The sequence below is a fragment of the Paenibacillus chibensis genome, assembly GCF_004001045.1.
GTDB classification, from domain to species: domain Bacteria; phylum Bacillota; class Bacilli; order Paenibacillales; family Paenibacillaceae; genus Paenibacillus_AQ; species Paenibacillus_AQ chibensis.
In genome coordinates this window covers 138,761-161,609 of the sequence record NZ_BIMK01000010.1, presented here as the reverse complement: position 1 = coordinate 161,609, position 22,849 = coordinate 138,761, and the positions used below count along the sequence as shown (strand labels likewise).

Annotated in this window: 17 protein-coding genes; 15 read left to right on the top strand and 2 right to left on the bottom strand. The window is 53.8% G+C overall.

The features are described from left to right. Positions 1-1,360 precede the first annotated feature (1,360 nt). The 14 genes from PCH05_RS10545 to PCH05_RS10480 all read left to right on the top strand — a co-directional run bounded on the left by PCH05_RS10545 (position 1,361) and on the right by PCH05_RS10480 (position 19,698). Positions 1,361-5,515, top strand: coding sequence for an S-layer homology domain-containing protein (locus PCH05_RS10545; protein ID WP_371860539.1), 4,155 nt, complete (start codon positions 1,361-1,363; stop codon positions 5,513-5,515). Positions 5,516-5,692: 177 nt separating this feature from the next. Beyond that, complete coding sequence (locus PCH05_RS10540; RefSeq protein ID WP_246049452.1) at positions 5,693-6,181, top strand: 8-oxo-dGTP diphosphatase; 489 nt, start codon at positions 5,693-5,695, stop codon at positions 6,179-6,181. Between the two features lie 81 nt (positions 6,182-6,262). Beyond that, a complete protein-coding gene (locus PCH05_RS10535) occupies positions 6,263-6,721 on the top strand; it encodes a GNAT family N-acetyltransferase (RefSeq protein WP_164766615.1) in 459 nt (152 codons plus the stop codon). Between the two features lie 115 nt (positions 6,722-6,836). Continuing rightward, positions 6,837-7,286 carry a hypothetical protein gene (locus tag PCH05_RS10530; protein ID WP_127602336.1) on the top strand — a complete coding sequence of 150 codons (450 nt, stop codon included), beginning with the start codon at positions 6,837-6,839 and terminating at the stop codon, positions 7,284-7,286. A 105-nt stretch (positions 7,287-7,391) separates the two neighbouring features. Further along, a complete protein-coding gene (locus PCH05_RS10525; RefSeq protein ID WP_127602335.1) occupies positions 7,392-8,090 on the top strand; it encodes a response regulator transcription factor in 699 nt (232 codons plus the stop codon). Further along, positions 8,054-9,412: a sensor histidine kinase gene (locus tag PCH05_RS10520; protein WP_127602334.1), complete on the top strand. Its 1,359-nt coding sequence runs from the start codon at positions 8,054-8,056 to the stop codon at positions 9,410-9,412. The genes PCH05_RS10525 and PCH05_RS10520 overlap by 37 nt, the downstream gene beginning before the upstream one ends. Before the next feature lie 297 nt (positions 9,413-9,709). Beyond that, positions 9,710-10,243, top strand: coding sequence for a GNAT family N-acetyltransferase (locus PCH05_RS10515; protein ID WP_127602333.1), 534 nt, complete (start codon positions 9,710-9,712; stop codon positions 10,241-10,243). Beyond that, entirely contained in the window at positions 10,240-10,782 is a 543-nt protein-coding gene (locus tag PCH05_RS10510; protein WP_127602332.1) for an O-acetyl-ADP-ribose deacetylase, read from the top strand. Before PCH05_RS10515 ends, PCH05_RS10510 begins: the two co-directional genes overlap by 4 nt. Positions 10,783-10,848: 66 nt before the next feature. Next, the gene (locus PCH05_RS10505; RefSeq protein WP_127602331.1) at positions 10,849-11,199 is read left to right on the top strand and encodes a M48 family metalloprotease; all 351 of its coding nucleotides are present in this window, start codon (positions 10,849-10,851) and stop codon (positions 11,197-11,199) included. A gap of 309 nt (positions 11,200-11,508) precedes the next feature. Further along, positions 11,509-13,668, top strand: a complete 2,160-nt coding sequence (locus PCH05_RS10500; RefSeq protein ID WP_127602330.1) for a glycosyl hydrolase family 18 protein — start codon at positions 11,509-11,511, stop codon at positions 13,666-13,668. A gap of 116 nt (positions 13,669-13,784) precedes the next feature. Then, complete coding sequence (locus PCH05_RS27645; protein ID WP_246049451.1) at positions 13,785-16,982, top strand: glycosyl hydrolase family 18 protein; 3,198 nt, start codon at positions 13,785-13,787, stop codon at positions 16,980-16,982. 234 nt (positions 16,983-17,216) lie between these two features. Then, positions 17,217-17,975: a threonine/serine exporter family protein gene (locus PCH05_RS10490; RefSeq protein ID WP_246049450.1), complete on the top strand. Its 759-nt coding sequence runs from the start codon at positions 17,217-17,219 to the stop codon at positions 17,973-17,975. Between the two features lie 9 nt (positions 17,976-17,984). After that, positions 17,985-18,422: a threonine/serine exporter family protein gene (locus PCH05_RS10485; protein WP_127602329.1), complete on the top strand. Its 438-nt coding sequence runs from the start codon at positions 17,985-17,987 to the stop codon at positions 18,420-18,422. 121 nt (positions 18,423-18,543) lie between these two features. Then, positions 18,544-19,698 carry a glycerate kinase family protein gene (locus PCH05_RS10480; RefSeq protein ID WP_127602328.1) on the top strand — a complete coding sequence of 385 codons (1,155 nt, stop codon included), beginning with the start codon at positions 18,544-18,546 and terminating at the stop codon, positions 19,696-19,698. Positions 19,699-19,785: 87 nt separating this feature from the next. Here PCH05_RS10480 and PCH05_RS10475 read toward each other — a convergent pair whose 3' ends face one another. Next, positions 19,786-20,622, bottom strand: a complete 837-nt coding sequence (locus tag PCH05_RS10475) for a class I SAM-dependent methyltransferase (protein WP_127602327.1) — start codon at positions 20,620-20,622, stop codon at positions 19,786-19,788. After that, entirely contained in the window at positions 20,619-21,854 is a 1,236-nt protein-coding gene (pepT, locus tag PCH05_RS10470; protein WP_127602326.1) for a peptidase T, read from the bottom strand. The genes PCH05_RS10475 and pepT overlap by 4 nt, the downstream gene beginning before the upstream one ends. A gap of 183 nt (positions 21,855-22,037) precedes the next feature. Between pepT and PCH05_RS10465 the strand changes: the two genes are divergently transcribed. Next, positions 22,038-22,775 (top strand): MerR family transcriptional regulator, encoded by a 738-nt coding sequence (locus tag PCH05_RS10465; protein WP_127602325.1) that lies wholly within the window; start codon positions 22,038-22,040, stop codon positions 22,773-22,775. Positions 22,776-22,849 lie beyond the last annotated feature (74 nt).

The window sequence follows — 22,849 nt, the reverse complement described above, 5'->3', positions numbered from 1 at the left end:
TCCGATTACATGCTGGCTTCATACGCAGTTTGACGGGGATCAGGATGTTCGCTCCAATAATTGGCCGGGAGATCTTTCGAATCCCAGCGCACAGTGGAGAATCGTGCAGGTTACGGACATGAAGCCCGTGCGGATTGCCGCTTACAGCAACGAGCAGACCAGCAGTGACTTTTGGTATGAAGCAAACGGGCAAGTGAAGCATGGCAGCCTGCAGGACGCAGGAGGGGACAGCCTGGCGCTGTGGTATATCGAGGATTTTGACGGCAACAAGCGGATCCGGAACGCGTCGACGGGACATTACGTCACCTATGGCGGCAGCGGGATTGAAGCGGTGGCTGCGAATGCCGGGGAAGCACAGAGCCAGTGGGTATTCCGAAGCTCTAAAGACGTCGACGATTATCAGACCATGGAGAGCATTGCTGCAAGCGGCAGCTATATCGCGGCGGCAAGCGATGGAAGCCTGAACGTTAGCACGGATGCGTCCAGCCTGGAATCGCAGTGGCAAATCGTCGATCCTACGGCTTCGTCTAACGGGGAACAAACGTATATCCGCATTCAAAATGAATGGCAGCCGTTCTATCTGTATGAACAGCCGGACGGCACCATCAAGTATGGAAACCAGCGTACCGGAGACCGGCGAGACCAATGGAGCATCGAGAAGTACAACGGACGCAAGCTTTTCAAAAACCGAGAGACCGGCCATTATATGAACATTCAAGACATGCCTGAGGGCCATATTCAAGCAACCGCGATTACAGATCCTCAGCAGGTGGAGCCGGGGTATATGTGGTCGGTTAAGGATCTCGGGGGAGGCACCTACCTCATCACAAGCATGATGGATTACTTGCCTGGGAAGGATGCGGATAAATTCGTCTCCTTGCAGAATCTGACCAAGTATGCGGAGTACGGCGTCATCAATCCGAACTGGGGCAGTCCGCATTGGAAGTTCATAACCGTGTCGGAAAACAAACAGCAGCTGTTCCGTTTCAAGCTGAAGGATTCAAACGAATACCTGTACGAAAAGCCGACCTCCCAGCCGACCGTCGGGCAGGTGACTTACGGCGACGTAGAGGCCACCGATCCTTATTCCATCTGGTTCCTCGAAGACAGCGGGAATGCGGTGCTGCTCAAAAATCAGGGCTCAGGCTTCTACATTGCCCTGGAAAACATCGCCGGCCATGAAGCCGAGGACGACCCGGCGGAAACTGTACAGACGCTGAAGGAAATTCAACCCAGCTGGGCCAGCGTGAAATGGTACGTGCAGAAGGACGGCAGCACGGGACTCGTTCGCTTCAAAAGCGGCTGGGCGGGGCATTACCTGTACGCAGCCGCAGATGACAGCGGGGCTCCCGCGCTGAAAATGAGCAAGGCCCCGGGAGCTGAAAACAAAGATGCCGCCCAGTTTGAAGCCATACCGGTACAGGCGGCTGCGCAGCCGATCCCAGACCAGCCGGTTCGGATTCAGAGCGCGGCGAACGGCCAGTATTTGTATGAAAATAAAAGCGGCGTCGTATTATACGGCAAACCGGCCGCCGACAACGGCTATAGCCAGTGGCTTATCGGGCGCGACGGCGACCGCCAGACGATTCGCAACCGCGGTACGGGCCATTACCTGACCTTGAACAAGGATTACAGCTTCTTGGAGAGCAAGGGAGACACACCTCAGCAGGATGGCACATCCTTCTGGTCCGTGACACGCTCCGGCCAAGGCGATTCCGTTGTGATCCGCAGCCTGTTTGGGGATGCCGACGATGAACTGGTCAATGTTCAAAATAACGCCGGCTACGCTGAACGTGGACTTTGGCCGGCATCATGGGGCTCGGTACAGTGGAAGCTCGAGACGGCAGCCGAAAAGTATACGACCCCTTCCATGGAGGAGCCGAGAAATTTGGCGACGTCGACGCCGGTTCAAGACGATCTGAATCAGATCCTCATTCGAGCCTACGACAGCAACCAGGTGCTTGCCGAACAAGGCGGACGGCTAACCTACGTGAACAGCTCGGAGCCGCAGGCTTCCGCGAAATGGCTGCTTCAGGACATGAACGGCAGATTTTTGCTTAAAAATGCAGCCTCCGGCCGTTATTTGTCCATCGACGATAAGCTTGGCGTGCAAACCGTCTCGGGAACTAGCGGATTGAACGTTCAGTGGAACATCGAAGAGCATTTGGGATACCGTACGCTGACGAGCGCGAAGGCGGAAGGCAGCCTGCGATATGCGGACCGGCAGCCTGAATACGGATTATCGGGCAAAACAGATACGAAAGCGCTGTGGTCCTTCGAGAAGGTAGCCTCCAATGTGGTATATCCCGCTAATCAAGCGTTCAGCAGCGATGATGTCCTGCGGTTTGCGGTGCATGCCCAGGCGGACGGCGAATATGAAGCGCATATCGGTTACAAGTCCGACTTGGAGCTGAACATTAGCGTATCCGCCAACGGGCTGGATGCGCAGACAATCAGTCTGAAAGGCGGTATTGCATCGAATACGGCCGCTATCAAGCTGAAGCTGAGAGCTGGCATGAATACCGTTTCGGTGGAAGGCAGTCCGAATGCCTTCAGCCCATCTGTGATCACCAGCCTCACAGTTGATCATAGCACTGCCAAATCGTACCGCGGAGCCACGCTTCCTTACATCAGCTATGAGGCGGAGGATACGAAGACGAATGGGGAAGTCATCGGACCATCACGCAAATACCGCAGCTTGGCGTCCGAAGCCTCCGGCAGACAGGCCGTTACGCTGCAGCGCACCGGTGATTATGTGGAGTTCCCGCTCGCGAAGGCGGCGAACACCATGGTATTGCGTTACTCCATCCCGGATGATGACACAGGCCAAGGTAAGGAAGAAACGTTATCTCTCTATATCAATGGCGTCTTCAAGCAGAGTCTGCATTTGACCAGCAAGTATGCGTGGGAATACGGCAGCTATCCATGGTCCAATGACCCGCGCCAAGGCAGCGCTCACCGCTTTTACGATGAAATCCATGCGAAGATCGGGGACGTTCCGGAAGGAGCTGTGATCCGTCTTGAAAAGAGCGCGAGCGATCATGCAGCAAGCTATACGCTCGATCTGATCGATATGGAGCAGGTCGGTTCGGCCTATTCCATGCCGGAAGGGTTCCTTTCCGTGACGGACTTCGGGGCGGTTCCAGACGATGGAGCTGATGATACGGGAGCGTTCAGACAGGCGCTCGCCGAGGCTGAGAAGCAAGGGAAGGGCGTTTGGTTCCCAGCAGGTACCTTCGAGGTCGGGGACGGTCTGCTGGATTTGAATTCCGCCATCATCCGCGGTGCGGGGATGTGGAATACCACGCTGAACGGTGCCAAGTTCTTCGGGCACGGAGGCAGAGTGGAGGTCTATGACCTGCTGATTGACGGAGGGATAAACGTCCGGGACGATGAGGCGTTCACGAATGCTTTTCATGGTGCTTTCGGATCCGGATCGGTCATTCAGAGCGTGTGGATCGAGCATACCAAAGCGGGCCTCTGGCTGACGCAGCCCGTGGGTGAAAAGGCGCGCACGAACGGCCTCTATATGATGGGCTTGCGCATCCGCGATTTGATGGCGGATGGCATCAATTTTGCCGTCGGCACGAGCAACAGCATGATGGAGCAGTCGGATATCCGCTATCCCGGCGACGACGGCATTGCGATGTGGTCATTTACGGATGCCAAGCTGAAGGACGTGAACGGCGATGAACGTACGCCGAGCGTGAACAATACCGCTCGCTTTAACACCGTTTCGCTGCCTTGGCTCGCGGATAACATCGTAGTCTTCGGCGGCAAGGACAACAAAATCCAGGATAATATCGCCAAGGATACGATTGCGAATGGGGCAGGGATTGCGGTGTCCACACGTTTCACCGCAGAGCCTTTTGGCGGCACTACGCTTGTGGAACGCAACACTTTGCTCCGCACCGGCAGTTATGACAGCGGATATGGCGTCAATCTCGGCGCGATCTGGCTGTATGCCGGGGAGAGCAGCATGAACGGAGAAGTCATCGTCAGAAACAATACGGTGAAAGACAGCACCTTTGCGGGGCTTCTGGCCCACGGCGACTTTGACATCAAGCATGTCCTCTTGAATCATTTGGTTATTGACGGTACGGGTACAAACGGTATCGAAGCGACAAGCGGCGTAAAGGGCCTCATTACCGTAGATAATGTAATTATCCGGAATGACCGGATGAACATGGTATCGAATCCGTCCACGGGACTTCGCTTTGAAGAAATCAATCAGGGATTTGCTTCGGTGTACAAAGAGCCGCCAGTCGTCGATCCTGGCGATCCAGGCGCTCCGGGCGGCGGGGATGGAGGAAGCGGCGGCAACTCCGGCAGCAATGGTGGAAGCAGCGGAGCGGCAGGAGCAAGCCACACCGCCGCGGCTGACGCGGCGCTTCAAACGGCAGCTGCGAAAGCACAGCCATGGATCGAGCTCAAGACCGACGAGAACGGGGAAATCGGCTTCAGCGCCAAAGCGCTGCTCGCAGCTGCCGCAGCCGATCCCGATGGCAGTCTAAAACTCATTCACGGCGACTTGGTTTACATCTTCCCGTTAAAGCAAACGGAGGATCTTCTCAAGAGAAGCGGCGGATCCGATCCGAATGCGGTGATCCGGTTCGCGGTAAGCCAGCTGGACGCTGCACGTCAGGAACGATTGAGTGCTTCTGCCAAACAGCAGGCCATAACGCTGATAGGTCTTGGATTCGAAACCTCCATTTCTGTCATTCGCAGCGGGGAAGCCGCATCCGTTCAGAACACCAGTCCATTGTATCTGATCCGTCAGTACACACTGAACGAAGCGCTGAATCCGCAGCGAAGCACAGTTCTCCTCTATGATGAAGCGTCCGGAACCTTCCGCAGCGTGCCTGCGCTGTTCGCGGTCGAGAACGGTCATACGGTTGTGACCGTGAAAAGCACGGTGAACGGGGTATTCACGGTCGCGCAAGTTCACCCGGTTATGACCGATATCACAGGTCACTGGGCGCAAAGTGAAATCGAACAGCTTGCTTCCAAATTGATTATCAAGGGGGAACCGGATGGACGGTTTGCTCCAGGGCGTGCCGTCACTCGGGCCGAGTTCGCCTCGATGCTGTTCCGCGCATTGGATCTGTCGGCCGAAGGTAACGATGCTCCGGCGTTCAAGGATGTGGGCGGCGCGGCATGGTACAGTCAAGCGGTAGGTTTAGCCGCGCGGCTGGGAATCGTTACAGGCTACGAGGACGGCACATTCCGGCCGAACCGGACGATTACCCGTGAAGAGATGGCCGTAATGGCTGAGCGGGCCATTCGACTTATCGATCAGATGAAGGCGACTGCGTCGGAACCAAACGGGCCGATATTTAAAGATGCAGGACGAATTTCCGCCTGGGCCAAGACTGCCGTGGAATTTACGGCCAGCCAAGGACTGGTAACAGGCCTGCCGTCAGGGGAATTCAAACCGGATCAGACGACCAGCCGGGCAGAGGCCGCGGTCATGATCAAGCGGATTCTGGTTGCATTGAAGCTGATCAATGAATAAATAATCATAAGGAAAGACCGCCGATTGGGGCGGTCTTTCTCTTTTCAACGCATAGATGCGGCTCGCTGCAAGTATATTCTCGTTATGTCAATTATGATAGAATGATCCATATTATATCCATTGAACAACTTAACTTTTTACTATGGCATTGCGTGAATACGAAGAGGAGAGAACGAAATGATCCAATCAGCGCCACCGATGATAGAAGTCGCATTATACACCATGTGTCTCGTTCAGGACGGAGACAAGGTTTTGCTTCTGAACCGGCCGAGCAAGCGCGGTTTTCCCGGATACATCGGTCCTGGGGGCAAGGTGGAGTTTCCGGAGAGTTTGACTGAAGGGGCGATCCGCGAAGTGCGTGAAGAAACGGGACTGATTGTGAAAGACCTCGTCTATAAAGGACTCGAGGAATTCGTCGATCCGTCCTCTAATTACCGGTACATGGTCTTCAACTATCTGGCGACCTCATTTGAGGGAGAACTGCTTGCGGATCCTCCGGAAGGGGAGCTGCTGTGGGTACCGATCCGTGAAGCGACCTCGCTGCCCATGCAGGATTGGTTCAAGCGCCGGTTTCCGCTCTTTTTTGAGGAAGGGACCTTTGAAATCCACGAAGTTTATGACATGGAAAGCCAAACCACGCTGAAGGAAAGCGTAAAAAAGCTATAGCCGTTACGACCGATCACAGGCACCACCAACACGATGCGGGTTCATGTTTCACACAAACCATGCGAAAAGAGGAAGCTGGTTATGCCCAATATAATAGCGAACGTATATCTGAAACCGATCTCCGATGAAAACCGGGAAGCCTGTTTGCAGCTGAAGCCGAGGGAAGATCAGCAGCGGCTGGTCGCCCCCAATACGAATTCTCTGGAGAAAGCCGAGCGTGAGCCATCTACCCGGCCTTATGGCATTTATGCCGATGATACGATGGTCGGATTCGCGCTTTTCGATGAGGAGGTATACCCGGAAGACGGTTCATTCTGGATTTGCCGGTTTATGATAGATGAACGTTACCAGGGCAAGGGATATGGCAAAGCGGGACTTGCGGCGGTCATCAACCAGCAAAAAAGCCATGCGGATTGCACTAAAATCCGAATTTCCCATGTCCCCGACAACACGGTTGCGAACCGCCTGTACAAGAGCTTCGGGTTCGTGGAAACCGGCGAGATTATCGGCGGGGAAACCGTGCTGGATTACATCGTCTGAGTAAACATGACATGTTTGTAGCTATTTTCATATACTTTTCACACGGCTTTCCGACTTCTCTCACATGATTGGTCTGTAGTATAAAGGCATACCCAATCGAGAGGAGTTTTACGACATGAACAACACATGGTCCAAAAAATGGCTGATTTCCGGTATCACATCCGTTCTTTTACTCGCGAGTGCAGGAACTGCGGCATTTGCCGATTCCGCGAAGCCCGCCGCTTCCGCGGTCAAAGCACCTGTGAAGGTGGAACAAAAGGCTGAAACGAAAGCAGCGAAAACATCCGCCGTCGACAAAACCACGGTCAAGGTAAAGAAGGCGGCCTCCCCTGCGAAAGCCGTTAAAACAACGAAGACGACCAAAGCTGCAAAGACAGCCACGACTTCGAAATCCACGAAACCTGCGAAAGCAGCGAAACAGGTCAAAGCGGCGAAAAAAGCGGTGAAATTCAAACATTCCAAACATAAAATCAAAAAACATCATGTGAAAAAACACCATGTCAAAGCACATAAAGCAGCGGTCAAAAAAGCAGTCCAAAAGCCAGCGGTGAAGAAGAATAAATAAGCGTTGCGGAAACGGGAAAGGCGGGGAGACATCAGGTCTTCCCGCCTTTTTGCAACGCCTGCTCCGCGGGGAGTAAAATAAAGAAATATCGGGGGGATGACGGAGATGGCACATATTTTTGTCGTGGATGACGATGCCAATATTTTGCAATTGATTACGGAATATTTGCGGAAGGATGAGTTTACGGTTTCCGCCTTCTCCGAGGGTAGCGATCTGGTGGAGAAGGTGCGGGCGGATAAACCGGACTGTTTAATCCTGGACATTATGATGCCCGGAGTGAACGGGCTCACCCTGCTGACAGCCATTCGTACGTTTACGGAGATGCCCATCATTATGATTTCGGCGCGGGGCGAGGAGATGGATCGGATCATCGGCCTGGAGCTGGGCTGCAACGACTTTTTGCGCAAGCCGTTTCATCCGAGAGAGCTTGTCGGCCGGGTCAAAGGTATGCTTCGCCTGGTGCAGACTTATCGTTCCCCCGAAGGTCAAGATGGGGATAAGGGCGGCATCAGCATCGGCAATATAACATTAAACGAGGCATTCAGAATGGTGCAGGTTGAAGGGCGGGAGGTGTCGTTTACTTCACGCGAATATGAACTGCTTGTGTTTTTGATCAGACATCTGGAGCGGCCTTTCAGCAGGGAGCAGTTCATCCAGCAGGTATGGAAATATGATTTTATGGGAGAGCCTCGGGTTGTGGACGATCTTGTTAAAAGATTGCGCAAAAAGCTGGGTGAGTCGGGCGCCGGGCTGCAGATCGAAACCTTGTGGGGCTTTGGTTACAAAGCGACGGTGAAGGGCTGATGCGGACGATCCGGGGCAGAATTTTCACTTCCCTTATCATCGTGATGGTATGCTCGGTGCTGACCACGGTATTCCTTTTTAGCAGGCTTATTGACGGGATGCTGATGGACCAGGCCCGAAACCAGTTGCGGCTGCAAATGACCAAGGCTATCGATATTATCGAAGGCGGCGATGTAGGGGATTTGAGCACAGAGGATTTGGAGCTGCGGTTTCGCGACCGCATGTTCTACGCGGACTTTTTCGTGGTGGATGCCAACGATAAAATCATTGCCGCCGGCGATGACAATAAGGAGGGGCAAACGATTCATGTTTCGATGAGCCCCCGCAATCATTTTTTTACATTGGATGGTCAGAAAATGATGTACACCCATCAAAAGCTGGATCATGGGCTGCGCATCATTATCTATACGCCTATGGATATCCTGAAGCAGATCTCGGGTAGGGTGCTGCGGGTTTCTTTCATATCCATCATCATCAGCTTCTGCGTTATTTTCATCGTGGGTCTTTGGTTCGTCTGGAAGACGACCCGGCCGCTGCAGCAGCTCAAGGAAGCGGTCAGCAAGTTTCATCCGAGCTACCGGAGTCTTGGCATACCTGAAGGAGACACGTCGGAAATCGGCCAGCTGATCAATACCTTTTCCAGCATGTCCGGACGCATACAGAAGCAGCACCAGCAGCAGATCGAATTTCTGCAAAATGTATCGCATGAGCTGCGCACGCCGCTGATGTCCATCCAGGGATACGCATCGGCTGTCAAGGATCAGGTGGTATCCGTGGAGCTTGGCCTGAATGTCGTTACAGCGGAGTCGGAAAGACTGATCGAGATGGTTGACCGGCTGCTGCAGCTCACGCGGATGGAAACCGTTCAGGAGGAATGGAAGCTGACGGAGGTGGATGTGCTGGAGATGATGGAGCATGTGCATCAATTGATGGCGCCGGCAGCGGCGGAACGGCATATCCGCACGTCTCTGGATGGCGATGCATTGGAGATGGCCGTGCCGGCAGAGCAGATTTTTCAGGTAGCAATGAATTTCATGCAAAATGCCGTGCGGTATGCATCCACTGAAGTGAGGCTGACGATGAAGGAAGCTCCAGGCGGATTCTGCATCAGCGTGGATGATGACGGTCCCGGAGTGCCCGTCCATGAGAGAGGTTCTGTATTTGACAGATATTATACCGGACAGGCTGGCATTACGGGCATCGGTCTTGCGATCTGCAAGCAAATCGCGGACCGGCTGGAGGCTGTAATCACCTGCTCGGAGTCGTCTTTGGGCGGGGCGAGGTTCAGTTTTGAATATACGAGAGGCGATCGTCAGGGATGAGACGGCTGAAGAGATACAGGAAGGTTTGGTTGAGGGAACGGAAGTTGAGAATGCGTGGTTAAACCGCGGCAGATCAGGGGTTGGGAGCTGATGTGCCTGTTTTTTTGCTGTTAAAGTGAACCGTTTAACTAAAAAATGTTTTTATTATCCGAAGCCGCACCAAACATCCATCATTCACGCAAGCGGTAGGGGGAATGTAAATTGCCGGTAATTTCGCTCTTGATTTTCCCACGAGTGAAAACTATAGTCGAATATAATACTTTTTTCGATTTTGGATGACAGGGCGGTGTAAAGAAGATGGAAGAGGCTGAATGGATCATCAGACAGGCAGAGACGCAGGATATTCACGCATTAGCTGCAGTGCATGTGGGAAGCTGGCAGACAACTTATCGTGGGATCGTGCCTGACGCATATCTGGACGGGATCCAACTTGAGTCCCGAATTGAACTGTGGACGCGAGTGCTGGATCCCGCCAATGATACGGTCACCTTCGTTCTCGTAAATCCGGCCGGAGCGGTAGCGGGTTTTATCAATGGAGGTAAAAGCCGGGAAAAGGAGCTGGATATCGACGCCGAAGTTTATTCGTTATATTTGATGCAGGAGGCGCAAGGCCAAGGGCATGGACGCAAGCTGATGAATCGGATAGCCGAGTATTTTCGGAAGCAGGGATTTGCTTCCATGCTTGTATGGGTACTCGAAGAAAATCCCGCGGTCCAATTTTATCAAAAGCTGGGAGGCCAATTTCTGATGCGGGATGAACTGCAAATCGGCGGGGTATCCGTTCAGGAGATTTGCCTGGAGTGGTTATGTTTAAATGAGGTAATCGCATGAGAGTGCAGTTGAACGGAATTACGCTGGAGGCTGTGGAAGGCGATATCACTGAAGTAGCTGCGGACTGCATTGTAAATGCGGCCAACAGCAGTTTGCTTGGCGGCGGCGGGGTCGATGGGGCGATCCATCGTGCCGGAGGTCCGGCAATCCTGGAGGAATGCATGCGGATCCGCGAACGTCAGGGAGGCTGCCGAACCGGCTGCGCCGTCATCACGACCGCAGGATATTTAAATGCTCAATACGTCATTCATACTGTCGGTCCTGTATGGAGGGGCGGAGAACAGCGCGAGCACGAGCTGCTGCGCAGCTGTTATATGGAGTCCGTAAAACTGGCAGAGACGCATCGGGCGGCAAGCATCGCTTTCCCCAATATCAGCACAGGCATATACGGTTTTCCGAAATCGCCTGCCTGCGACATCGCTGTAGACACGATTGCTGAGCTGGCGGGAAGCTTGAACAGCATCAAGCATGTCTACTTCGTGTCGTTCGATCAGGATAGCTTTTTGATGTATGCACGCAGATTGAAGACAATCGGATAACAAACGGTACATACTGCTCTGATTAACCTGACCCTAAGAGGGCGATGATCATAAGATCCAGTGAGGATGAAGGAGCGTGAATGGAAGATGGATATCGGCAATCTCGTTTTAGGCGTGCTTGTGGGAGTGATTTATTGTGCGCTCGGTCTCGCAATGCGGATCAAACCGCATAGCATCAAGTACGGCGGCTGGATGTCACGGCCTCTTCAAACGAAAAAGCAGTTGGAGAGAGGCAGCAGCTTCGGTGCCGGTTTGATGATGCTGTTTGGAATTCTTCTGGCGTTGATCGGTGTGATCTGCAGTCTTTGGGTTCAGGGTACCACCGGACTTTTGGTGGTGATGGGGGCTGTTGTGCTGCTTGCAGTGCTTGCGGTTATTCTGGTTGAAGGTTCCTTGAAAAAGAACCGGGAGTCGTAAGACATTGGCTTTTTACAAATAAATACCAAATTAAGTCTTGAAGAAGCGTGCAAATGGGATTAGAATAAGATCGATAGTAAACAACTTAGTTACAGGAATAAAAGGGCAGTCTCGCAGCTGCCCTTTATACAAATATTGTTATGTAAGCGCATTAAATGTAAACAAAGTACATAAATGTATTTCGCTCATCCATGAAAGGAGGTGAATTCGGTTAACTTCGGCTCCAAGATCAGCTGCACCCGACTGCACGTTCAAAATAGGGAGAGGACGTCAGGAACCCGGGAATTTGTAGCGAAAGAAGGATGACTCATGCGAAAAGGACATTGGGGCAAGGGAATGCTTGCGGTTTTCATCGGTCTGCTGCTCGTTCTAAATGGTTGGAGCTCGGGACGAGCGGTCGCCCAACAAGCCGACTTCGCGAATCCGTCCTACAAGGTTGTCGGCTATTTTACGGATTGGGGCATCTATGATGCGAACTTTCAGGTCGAAAATGTAGATGCCTCGAAGCTCACCCATTTGAATTACGCTTTTGCGGATCTATGCTGGAACGGCAAACATGGTAACCCCTCGAATGATCCCGGTAATCCGAACAAAACGACCTGGAACTGCAAGGATGCCGGCGTTCCGACCCAGACCGGCAGCGTGCCGAATGGAGCGATTGTGCTTGGCGATCCATGGGCGGATGTGAATAACAGTGACGGCGTACCGCTCGAATGGGAGGATTGCGAGAAAGGCAAATGCGGCAATTTGTATAAGCTGAAGGTGCTGAAGGAGAACAATCCGAACCTGAAAACGCTGCTGTCCGTCGGCGGATGGACCTGGTCTAATCATTTCTCGGATGTGGCTGCCGATCCCGCTGCCCGCACCAATTTTGCTAATTCGGCCGTAAATGTGCTCCGAACCTACGGGTTCGACGGAATCGATATCGATTGGGAGTATCCAGTCAGCGACGGATTGCCGGATAACAGCCGGCGGCCGGAGGACAAGCATAATTTTACCCTGCTTCTGCAGGAAACCCGCGATAAGCTGACAGCTGCGGGAACCCAGGACGGACGCAGCTATCTGCTCACGATCGCGGGAAGGGCCAATCCTTCCTATGCACAGACCACAGAACTTGGCGCCATTTCGCAGATTCTGGATTGGATCAATATCATGACTTATGATTTTCATGGAGACTGGGAAACCACGACGAATCATAACGCAAACCTCTACCCGGATCCGAATGCTCCGGACCCCATCAACAAATTCAGCGCGGACTCTGCCATCTCTGCTTATATGAATGCCGGCGTACCTGCTTCCAAAATCGTCATGGGCGTACCGTTCTACGGTCGCGGCTGGAAAAATTGTGCCCCCGGTCCGAACGGGGATGGTCTTTACCAGGCATGTACGCCGGACTTCAACGGGAACTACATCCCTAACGGAACTTGGGATAACTATGAATCCGGGCCGACAGGCATGTTCGACTACGGAGACCTTGCCGCAGGTTACGTGAATAAAAACGGATTTACCCGTTATTGGAGCCAAACCGCACAGGTTCCTTACCTGTATAACCCTACTTCCAAAATATTCATCAGCTATGAAGATCCACAGTCGGTAACCTCGAAAACAACCTATATCAAAACCCGCTCGCTTGGCGGCGCCATGATCTGGGATGTCAGTGAAGACTGCCGGACTAGCCCCAAATTTACCTGCTCAGGCACGAAACTGCTTGACCAACTCGCCTCAGATCTGCAAATTACATCTTCACCAACCGATTCTACCGCACCAACAACCCCAGCCAACTTGAACTCGCCATCGCAAACCGCAGTAACCATCTCGCTGACATGGGACGCTTCCCAGGATAATGTAGGCGTTACCGGATACCAAATCTTCAATGGGAGTACCCTTATCGTCACATCGCCGGCCACATCTTACACAGTTACCGGCCTGACTCCAAGTACCTCATATACCTTCAAAATCAAGGCAGTTGATGCCGCAGGCAACCTGTCTGCATTCAGTAATGCCTTGACCGTGGCTACCTTGGCCGCGAGCGATACCCAGGCGCCGACGGCTCCTTTAAGCCTTACGGTGATCGGACATACGGATAAAACCGTTACGCTGAAGTGGAGTCCGTCCACGGATAATGTAGCGGTTACCGGCTACGACATTTACCAGGGGAATTCGCTTGCCGGAAGCGTGTCCGGAACGGCAACGGGTTACACGGTCAACGGACTGTCGCCGCAAACCGCTTATTCCTTCACGGTGAAAGCCAAGGATGCTGCCGGAAACATCTCCGCGGCGAGCAGTGCCGTCACGGTCACGACGGATGCTTCAGGTCCGTTGACGCCCTCTGCGTGGGCTCCGAACACAGCGTATGCTGTCGGAGCGGAAGTCACTTACAGCGGCGTAATATACAGATGCCAGCTGGCGCATACCTCTCTCGCGGGTTGGGAACCTCCGAACGTGCCTGCCTTGTGGGTGAAGAAGTAAATGCTTTTCCCTGCGGAAAGAGGTGGTTGCTTCATAGCGATTTGAAACAATGATTCGATGCGGCCAAGTCCAGTCAGAAGCATCACCATTCTGATGAACGAAAGTGAGGCGTCGCCATGTACGTGAGAAAAGGTTACCGCGGGTTGCTGCTTGCTGTGCTTTGCTGTCTGATTGCATGGGTTCCTTTCTTCCAGGGTTCGGCAAGCGCCGCGAGCGGCGAGAATGCCGTTAATGCCGCGGCTGTCGGCAGCAATTACAAAATCGTGGGATACTTCCCTTCGTGGGGTATTTACGGCAGAAGCTATAATGTGACCGATATCGATGTGTCGAAGGTCACGCATATCAACTATGCGTTTGCGGATATATGCTGGGACGGCAAGCACGGTAATCCGTCCACGGATCCCGGCAATCCGAACAAGCAGACCTGGCCGTGCACCACAACCGGCATTCCGCTGCAGCAGGGCGCGGTTCCTAACGGAAGCATCGTGCTCGGAGATCCGGATGCGGATGCGCTTCGGCCAACGACCGGCGGTCCGACGACGGGCTGCTGGGCTGACGCGGCATGCGGGAATTTTGGGGCGCTGCGTAATCTGAAAGCGGCTCATCCGCAGCTGAAGACGATTCTGTCCGTCGGCGGCTGGACCTGGTCCAACCGGTTTTCGGACACCGCGGCAACAGACGCGACCCGCAAAGTCTTCGCCAAATCGGCCGTGGATGCGCTTCGCGCGTACGGCTTTGACGGCGTGGATCTGGATTGGGAGTATCCGAACGTCGAAGCGATTCCCGGCAACAGCTACCGTCCGGAGGACAAGCAAAACTACACGCTCCTGCTGCAGGAGGTTCGAAATCAGCTGGACGCTGCGGGTGCCCAGGATGGCAAGCACTATATCCTCACGATTGCTTCGGGTGCCAGCCAAACCTTCGTGAGCAACACCGAACTGACCAAAATCGCGCAGATCGTCGACTGGATCAACATTATGACGTATGACTTCCACGGCGGATCATGGGAAGGCACGACCAGCCACAATACGGGACTGTATGGCGATCCGAAAGATCCTTACATCGCAAACCAATTCTTCGTGGACGGAGCCATTCAAGCCTATCAAAATGCCGGAGTTCCCATGAACAAAATCGTATTGGGACTGGAATTCATGGCCCGCAGCTGGAAAAACTGTCCGCCGGGGCCAAACAATGACGGCCAATTCCAGACCTGTACGCCGGATTCGAGCCAGGTATACAAATGGTCTCCTGTCGGAACCTGGGACGATTCCACATCGGGCAACACCGGCGTATTTGATTATGGAGACATCGCGGCTAATTACGTGAACAAAAACGGCTACACGCGGTATTGGAACAGCACAGCGAAAGTGTCTTATTTGTATAATCCGAGCACCAAAATTTTCATCTCGTACGACGATACGGAGTCTCTCGGATATAAGACGGATTATATCAAGAACAAGTACCTGGGCGGCGCGATGTTCTGGGAATTCAGCTCGGATTGCCGAACAAGCCCGAAATACAGCTGCACCGGTCCGAAGCTTCTGGATAAGGTCTATAACGACCTGAATACCGGAAATCCGCCTGTAGACAATTCGGCACCGACGGCACCATCCAATCTGGCTGCTTCGGCCATCGGGGATAAAAAGCTCACCCTCAGCTGGTCCGCTTCCACGGATAACGTCGGCGTGATGTACTACGATATCTATCAAGGCGCAGCATTGGTCCAGACGGTGAACGGAGCCACGACAAGTGCGGTTGTGAAAGGACTGACGGGAAGCACCTCTTATACGTTTACCGTCAAAGCCAGAGATGCAGCGGGCAACGTTTCCCCGGCCAGCAATTCGCTGACGGTGACGACGGCACCTCCGATTGTGGATAACCAGCCGCCTACCGTTCCCGGCAATCTGGTGTCTAACGCCAAGACGAAAACAAGCGTTACCCTGAAATGGGATGCTTCGACAGACAATGATGATATTGCCGGCTACGACATTTACCAGAACGGAACGCTGGTCAAATCCACGCCGAATCTGACAGAGACGGTTACCGGACTTACTGCGGGCACGACCTACAGCTTTTATGTCAAAGCTAAGGATCTTTCCGGCAACGCTTCGGCGGCCAGCAATTCGATCAGCGTAACGACGCCGACGGATCCGAATTATCCGGCCTGGCAGACAAACACGGCATATGCTGTTGGAGCCTACGTAACCTATAACGGCAATTTGTATAAGTGCACCTACGCACATACGTCGATAACGGGCTGGGAGCCGCCTTCGGCGCCGACCTTATGGCAGCTGCAATCGTCTCCTCCGACGGATACGCAGGCTCCGACGGCACCGGGAAATTTGACCGTTTCGGCGCAAACGGCAAACTCGGTTTCCCTCACTTGGACGGCATCCACGGACAACCTCGGGGTAACGGGATATGATGTGTATCAGGGCAGCTCGCTGGTAGGCAGCACAACCTCCACAACGTATACGGTCACGGGCCTCGCGCCTTCGAGCTCTTATTCCTTTACCGTGAAGGCGAAGGATGCCGCAGGGAATGTTTCGCCGGCAAGCAATACGGCCACCGTTATGCTTGGCGCCGCCGACACGACGGCGCCGACGGCGCCGGGCAATCTGTCCGTGACGGCCAAGACATCGACATCGGTTACGCTGACTTGGTCGGCTGCCACCGATAATGTGGGTGTAACCGGATATGACGTATATCAAGGAACAGCGCTTGCGGCTTCCGTGAACGGATCGACGCTGACCGCTTCGGTCAGCGGGTTGACGCCGAGTACGGCGTACAGCTTTACCGTCAAGGCCAAGGATGCAGCCGGGAATGTCTCCGCTGCCAGCAGCGCGGTTAGCGTGACAACGGATGCGCCATCCACGGATACGACGGCGCCGACCGCGCCTGCGAACCTTGCTGCAGCCTCCAAGACGCAGACCAGCGTTACGCTGACCTGGAACGCTTCGACGGACAATGTGGGTGTAACCGGTTATGACGTGTATCAAGGCGCTTCGCTTGCCGCATCGGTCAACGGAACAACGCTGACCGCCGTCATCAGCGGCTTGACGCCAAACACGGCTTATACGTTTACCGTGAAAGCGAAGGATGCCGCTGGCAACATCTCCGCAGCGAGCAATGCGGTGACGGTCACGACCGATTCATCGACGCAGGCTCCGGCAGCATGGGCCGCAGGCAAGGCATACGTCAAGGATGATCTGGTAACCTATAACGGCAAGGTGTACAAATGCCTGCAGCCGCATACTTCGCTTGCCGGATGGGAACCTTCCAACGTACCGGCATTGTGGAGCTTGCAGTCATAAGCTTCATTTGAATCCGCACGTGCGATCTTAGCACCAAAGGGACAAGAGCTGGTCATGCGCTCCATCCGCTTCGGCGTTCTGCCGGAGCGGATGGTTTTGTTTAACGGCTCATCTATGGCATATCACATATAATGCAGGAATCGGAGCCTCCCCCCATGCTTTTATCTGCAAAAGGCATTATACTGTATGTAATTTGACATGACTGCAGGCAAGCGGTGAAAGGAGCAGGCTTTTTTGGAGGATTCATTGCAGAAAGAACGGGAAATCATGAAGCTGTGTCTGCTCGCGGGACAAATCATGCTGCAGAGCGGAGCGGAAACGTACCGGGTAGAAGATACGATGATGCGGATCGCTTCCTCCTACGGAATCGACCATACGCACAGCTATATGACCCCGACAGGAATCATTTTCTCCCTGGAGGACCCGCAGCCGATGACCCGGCTGAACCGGATTACGGAGCGGACTACCCATTTGTATAAAATTGATCAGGTGAACAGCTTATCCCGACGGATCAGCGCAGGCGGACTGTCCATCGAAGAGGCCTATAAGGAACTGCAGGATATCGACCGTGCGGGAGCAATCTATCCATTATGGCTTAACGTATTGATGGCTGCCGTGGCCAGCGGCTGTTTCCTGATCATGTTTCGCGGCACCTGGGCCGATTTCATTCCGGCGATGCTGGCGGGCGGGATCGGATATTACTGCTCGGTGCTGCTGCATCGCTTCGTCCCGGTCAAGTTTTTCGCGGAATTTTCAGGGGCGCTGATGATCGGATTATGTTCCATTTTCAGCGTAAAATCCGGCTTTGGACAGGCGCGCGATATCATTATTATCAGCTCCGTCATGCCGCTCGTTCCCGGGCTGCTTATTACCAATGCGATCCGGGATCTGATGGCAGGCCACCTCGTTTCCGGACTGTCCAAAGGGGCGGAGGCTTTCATCACATCCTTTGCGATCGGCGCGGGCATCGCGTTCATGCTTTCTTTTCAATAGGAGGACCATATGTATATCGAGCAAATCGTAACCAGTTTCATCGCTTCAGCGGCCTTCGGCATGATATTTAACGCTCCCAAAAAGGCGCTGATCCAATGCGGGCTCGCGGGAATGGTCGGATGGGTGCTGTACATCTGGCTGCAGGACATCGGCGTCCAGCGATTAACAGCTACGGTCGTGGCGGCCTATTGCGTGACCATGATCAGCTATATTTTCGCGAAAACCTACCGCACGCCGATCATCGTATTCAGCGTCTCGGGCATTATTCCGCTTGTTCCTGGAGGACTAGCCTACGACGCCATGCGCAATGCGGTCGAAAACCAATATGACCAGGCGGTTCAGTCGGGGGCTGAGGCATTCATGATGTCGGGCGCGATTGCGCTCGGGCTGCTGTTGTCCGAGGTGACCAATCAGGTCATTCGCCAAATCCGCATCTCCAAAATCTAGGGTAAAAGCGTCCGGTCCGAAGGATTTGGCGTTTTTTTTGACATGCTGCTGTTATGCTGCAAGCATTCTGTTTTGCTTTCATCTTGATCTTGATACGACGAAGCGGATAGGAGGTAAGAAAATGGACAAAGAGACGGTGATCGTGCTCGCACCCGATTCCTTCAAGGAGAGCATGACGGCTAAACAAGCCTGTGAGGCGATGCAGCGTGGGATTCATCGCGTGAATCCGCATGTCCGCTGTGTGCACGTCCCCATGGCGGACGGCGGGGAAGGTACCATGCAGTCTTTAGTCGATGCGACCGGAGGGCAAATACATGTAATTCCCGTTAGAGGACCATTGGGGCAAGAGGTGCAAGCGTCTTTGGGAATTATGGGGGACGGGAAGACCGCCGTTCTGGAGATGGCCAGCGCAAGCGGAATCGGTCTTGTCCCTGTTGCGGATCGGAATCCCATGGCGGCCACAACGTATGGAACAGGTCAGCTGATCCACGCCGCACTGGAGCGCGGTGTCGAGAAGATCCTGATAGGGATCGGCGGAAGCGCCACGAATGACGGCGGCGCCGGTGCCCTGCAGGCTCTGGGGGGAAGGTTATTGGACGCGGACGGGAAGGAGCTTGGTCCCGGTGGCGGCGAGCTTGGAAAGCTGGAACGAATAGACCTCGCGAATTTGAATCCGAGATTAAGCAACGTTCAGGTCGAGGTGGCATGCGATGTTACCAACCCCTTATGCGGGCCGGAGGGGGCTTCCCGCGTATTCGGTCCTCAAAAAGGAGCGACGCAGGAGATGATCGAGCTCCTCGATGCGAATCTTCGGCATTATGCGGAACTGATCAAGTCCCAGTTAGGCAGAGATGTGGCGGAGGTTCCCGGAGCCGGGGCAGCCGGGGGACTCGGCGCGGGACTCATGGTGTTCCTGAACGGTACGCTGAAAAAAGGGATTGAGATGGTCATTGAATATACCGGGCTGGAGCACAAGGTGCAAGAGGCGGATATGGTCTGGACGGGCGAGGGCAGCATCGACTTCCAGACGCAGTTCGGTAAAACGCCGCTTGGCGTTGCCAGAGTGGCCCGAAAACACCAAAAGTCGGTTGTCGCGTTTGCCGGCCGGATCGGGGATGATATCGAGACATTGTACGCGGAGGGGATCGATGCCATCTTCGGAATTATGCCGGGTGCTTCGACGCTTGAGGATGCCTTGAAGCAGGGGGAGAAAAATATGGAACGCGTGTCGGAAAATGTGATGCGTTTGATGATGAAGCTGAAACAAGAAGGATGAGAATTTTGATTCGAACCGCTCTGCGACTTGCTGTAGCGGTAATGAAAAAAGGCGGAACAAGAGTATTCTTGATCCGCCTTATTACGTTTACTTGATGCCGATCCTCATTCTGTAACTGAACATGACGTCCAGCGTGCGGCCTTGGAAATAATCGGTTACCGATTCCTGAAACCGCCGGATTTGTTCGTCCAGCTCCGTGAATCCGAGCTTCATGACGGTTTGCAGACCGCCTTGGCTAAGCGCCAGGCCGAAATATCGTTCACTGTCGCAGGTCTCCATGTTGTGAAATACGATTTCCCGTGCATAGCGGAAACGATGGCTTCCGATAATGCTGCGAAGATGCGAGTTTTTGTCGCGTTTCACGGCTTGCTCCTGTTCTGCCTGGCGTTCCTTCAGCAGATCGTCTGCATGGGCGAGCAGCTCTACGTACGCCTTCTCCACCTGCCAGGAGGCTGATGGCGGCCAGTCGCAATCATAGGCGGCGAACACGCCTCCAGGCTTCAGCACCCGGGCAACTTCGGCCAGCGTGCTGACCGGCTCCATCCAGTGGAAGGATTGCGAGCAAGTGACCACATCTACAGATGCATCCTTAAAATCCAGCTGGTTCGAGTATCCGCCCATAAACCGGATTCGGCCTGCGCCGCCTTGTTGACTCTGTAAATCCAGCTTCGATTCGGCTTTGCTTCGCATATCTTCATTGGGCTCCACGCCGACGATGCTGTCTGCATGGTCGGCCCAGATAAAGGTGGAAAGTCCGGTACCGCAGCCGACATCGAGTACAAGTTCCGGCCGGTGCTGCAAGTAACCTGTGAGTATGTCCACGACCTGAGAAGGGGCGCTGGGGCGGTAGCGGTCATAGGTATTCTCGTAACCGGAAAAGCGCTCGATGTTGCCTTGGCGATTCCCTTCTGGAATGCTGCTCATTCGCCGCGCTGCTCAAAGCGTTGAACGATTTCCACGATAACCTGCACGGCCTTCAGCATGTTATCGACCGAGACGTATTCGAATTTGCCGTGGTAATTTTCGCCGCCGGTAAAAATGTTAGGTGTAGGCAGACCCATGTAGGATAGCTGCGATCCGTCGGTTCCGCCGCGGATGGGCTTCACGATCAGCTTGATTCCGAGGCTCTCCATTGCCGCGTAGGCGATGTCCACGATTTCTTTTACAGGCTCGATCTTTTCCTTCATATTGTAATACTGGTCGCGCATCTCCAGCACGATACGTTCTTCTCCGTGTTTCGCCTGAAGCTCCTTCACGATCCGTTTCAAATTTTCTTTCTTGTTTTCAAATTCCGCTCTGTCGAAATCGCGGATGATATATTCCATACGGGTGCGCTCCGTATCGCCGTTTTGGCTGAGGAGATGGTAAAACCCTTCATAGCCGTCGGTATGCTCGGGCGCCTGCTCTGCTGGCAGCATGCCGTTCAATTCCATGGCGATTTTGACGGAATTGACCATCTTGTTTTTGGCCGTGCCCGGATGGACATTCGTGCCGTTAATCGTGATGCTGGCTTTGGCCGCATTGAAGCTTTCGTATTCGAGCTCGCCCAGCGGGCCGCCGTCCATCGTATAGGCGAAGGTGGCGTCGAAGGCCTTGACATCGAATTTCTCGGGACCTCTGCCGATCTCCTCGTCGGGAGTGAATGCGACCCGGATTCGGCCATGCTTAAGCTCCGGATGGGCGATCAGATAAGCCATAGCGGTCATGATTTCGGCGATGCCGGCTTTATCGTCGGCGCCGAGCAAGGTTGTCCCGTCCGTAGTGATCAAGGTGTGGCCCTGATATCCGGAAAGCTCGGGAAATTGCTTAGGGGAAAGGACAACATTCAATCCGGAATTCAGAACGATGTCGCCTCCGTCATAATTATTAACGATTTGCGGATTGACGCCGGCTCCCGTAAAGTCCGTTGCCGTGTCCACATGCGCCAGAAAGCCGATGGTCGGCACATCCCGGTCTGTATTGGAAGGCAGCGTAGCCATGACATAGCCGTTCTCGTCCATGGTCACGTCCTGCATGCCAAGCGCATGCAATTCTTCGACCAGCTTGCGTGCAAGTGTCAATTGCCCTGGTGTGGAAGGACAAGTCGGACTATCCTCGTTCGATTGCGTTTCGATTCTGGCATAGGAAATAAAGCGGTCCATGATTTCCTGTTTCATATGTTCAGCTCCCTTGAATATATGGTGTCATTTCATATGTAGATTGCGGTTTGATTTCTATGATATCATGGACGGCAAATAAAATCACAGGCCAGCCTGGAATGCGGGTCAAATTTTAAATCAGCCTATTGACTCTCACGTTACGTCATTCTCTATAGTGATGGTGAAAGGAGGAGAACATCCATGATGGTAAAGGAAGTCGCCGAGCTGGCAGGCATCAGCGTGCGCACGCTGCATCACTATGACGATATCGGTCTGCTGCATCCAAGCGAAACGACCGAAGCGGGATACCGCGTCTATACAGGCGAAGACCTGGCGCTGCTTCAGCAGATTTTGTTCTTCCGGGAGCTCGGGTTTCCGCTGAAGCAAATCCGGGAGATCGTCAGCCGTCCCGATTTCAACCGCAGGGAGGCGATGGAGCTTCACCATAAGCTGCTGCTGGAAAAGCGCGTCCGGCTGGAGCGGATGATCGAAACCTTGGAGAAAACGATGAAGCATGAAAAAGGAGAGATCGAGATGACGAACGAGGATAAATTTGCAGGCTTTGATTTCAGCAGCAACCCTTATGAGCAGGAAGCCAGAGAACGCTGGGGGGATCAAGCGGTTGACGAATCCAATGCCAAGCTGAACAAGCTGTCGAAGACAGAACAGGAACAGCTGGGCGAGGAAATGAATGCCATTTACCGAAAGCTGGCAGCCCTTCGGAATGAACCGCCAGCTTCGGAGGAAGCCCAGCAAGCGATCGGGGAGTGGTACGACTGGCTGAACCGGATGGGCAAATACTCGCTGGAGGCGTTTAAGGGATTGGGCCAAATGTACGTTGACGACGAACGCTTTACCCGTAACATTGATCAGTTCGGTGAAGGACTTGCACGGTTTATGCGCGATGCGATGGCCGAATATGCGGACGCGAACAGCTGACAAAGGAAGAACAGCCCGGACCTTTATGAGTCCGCTGGCTGTTTTTTTATTCTTTCGTCTTTATAATAGAAGCG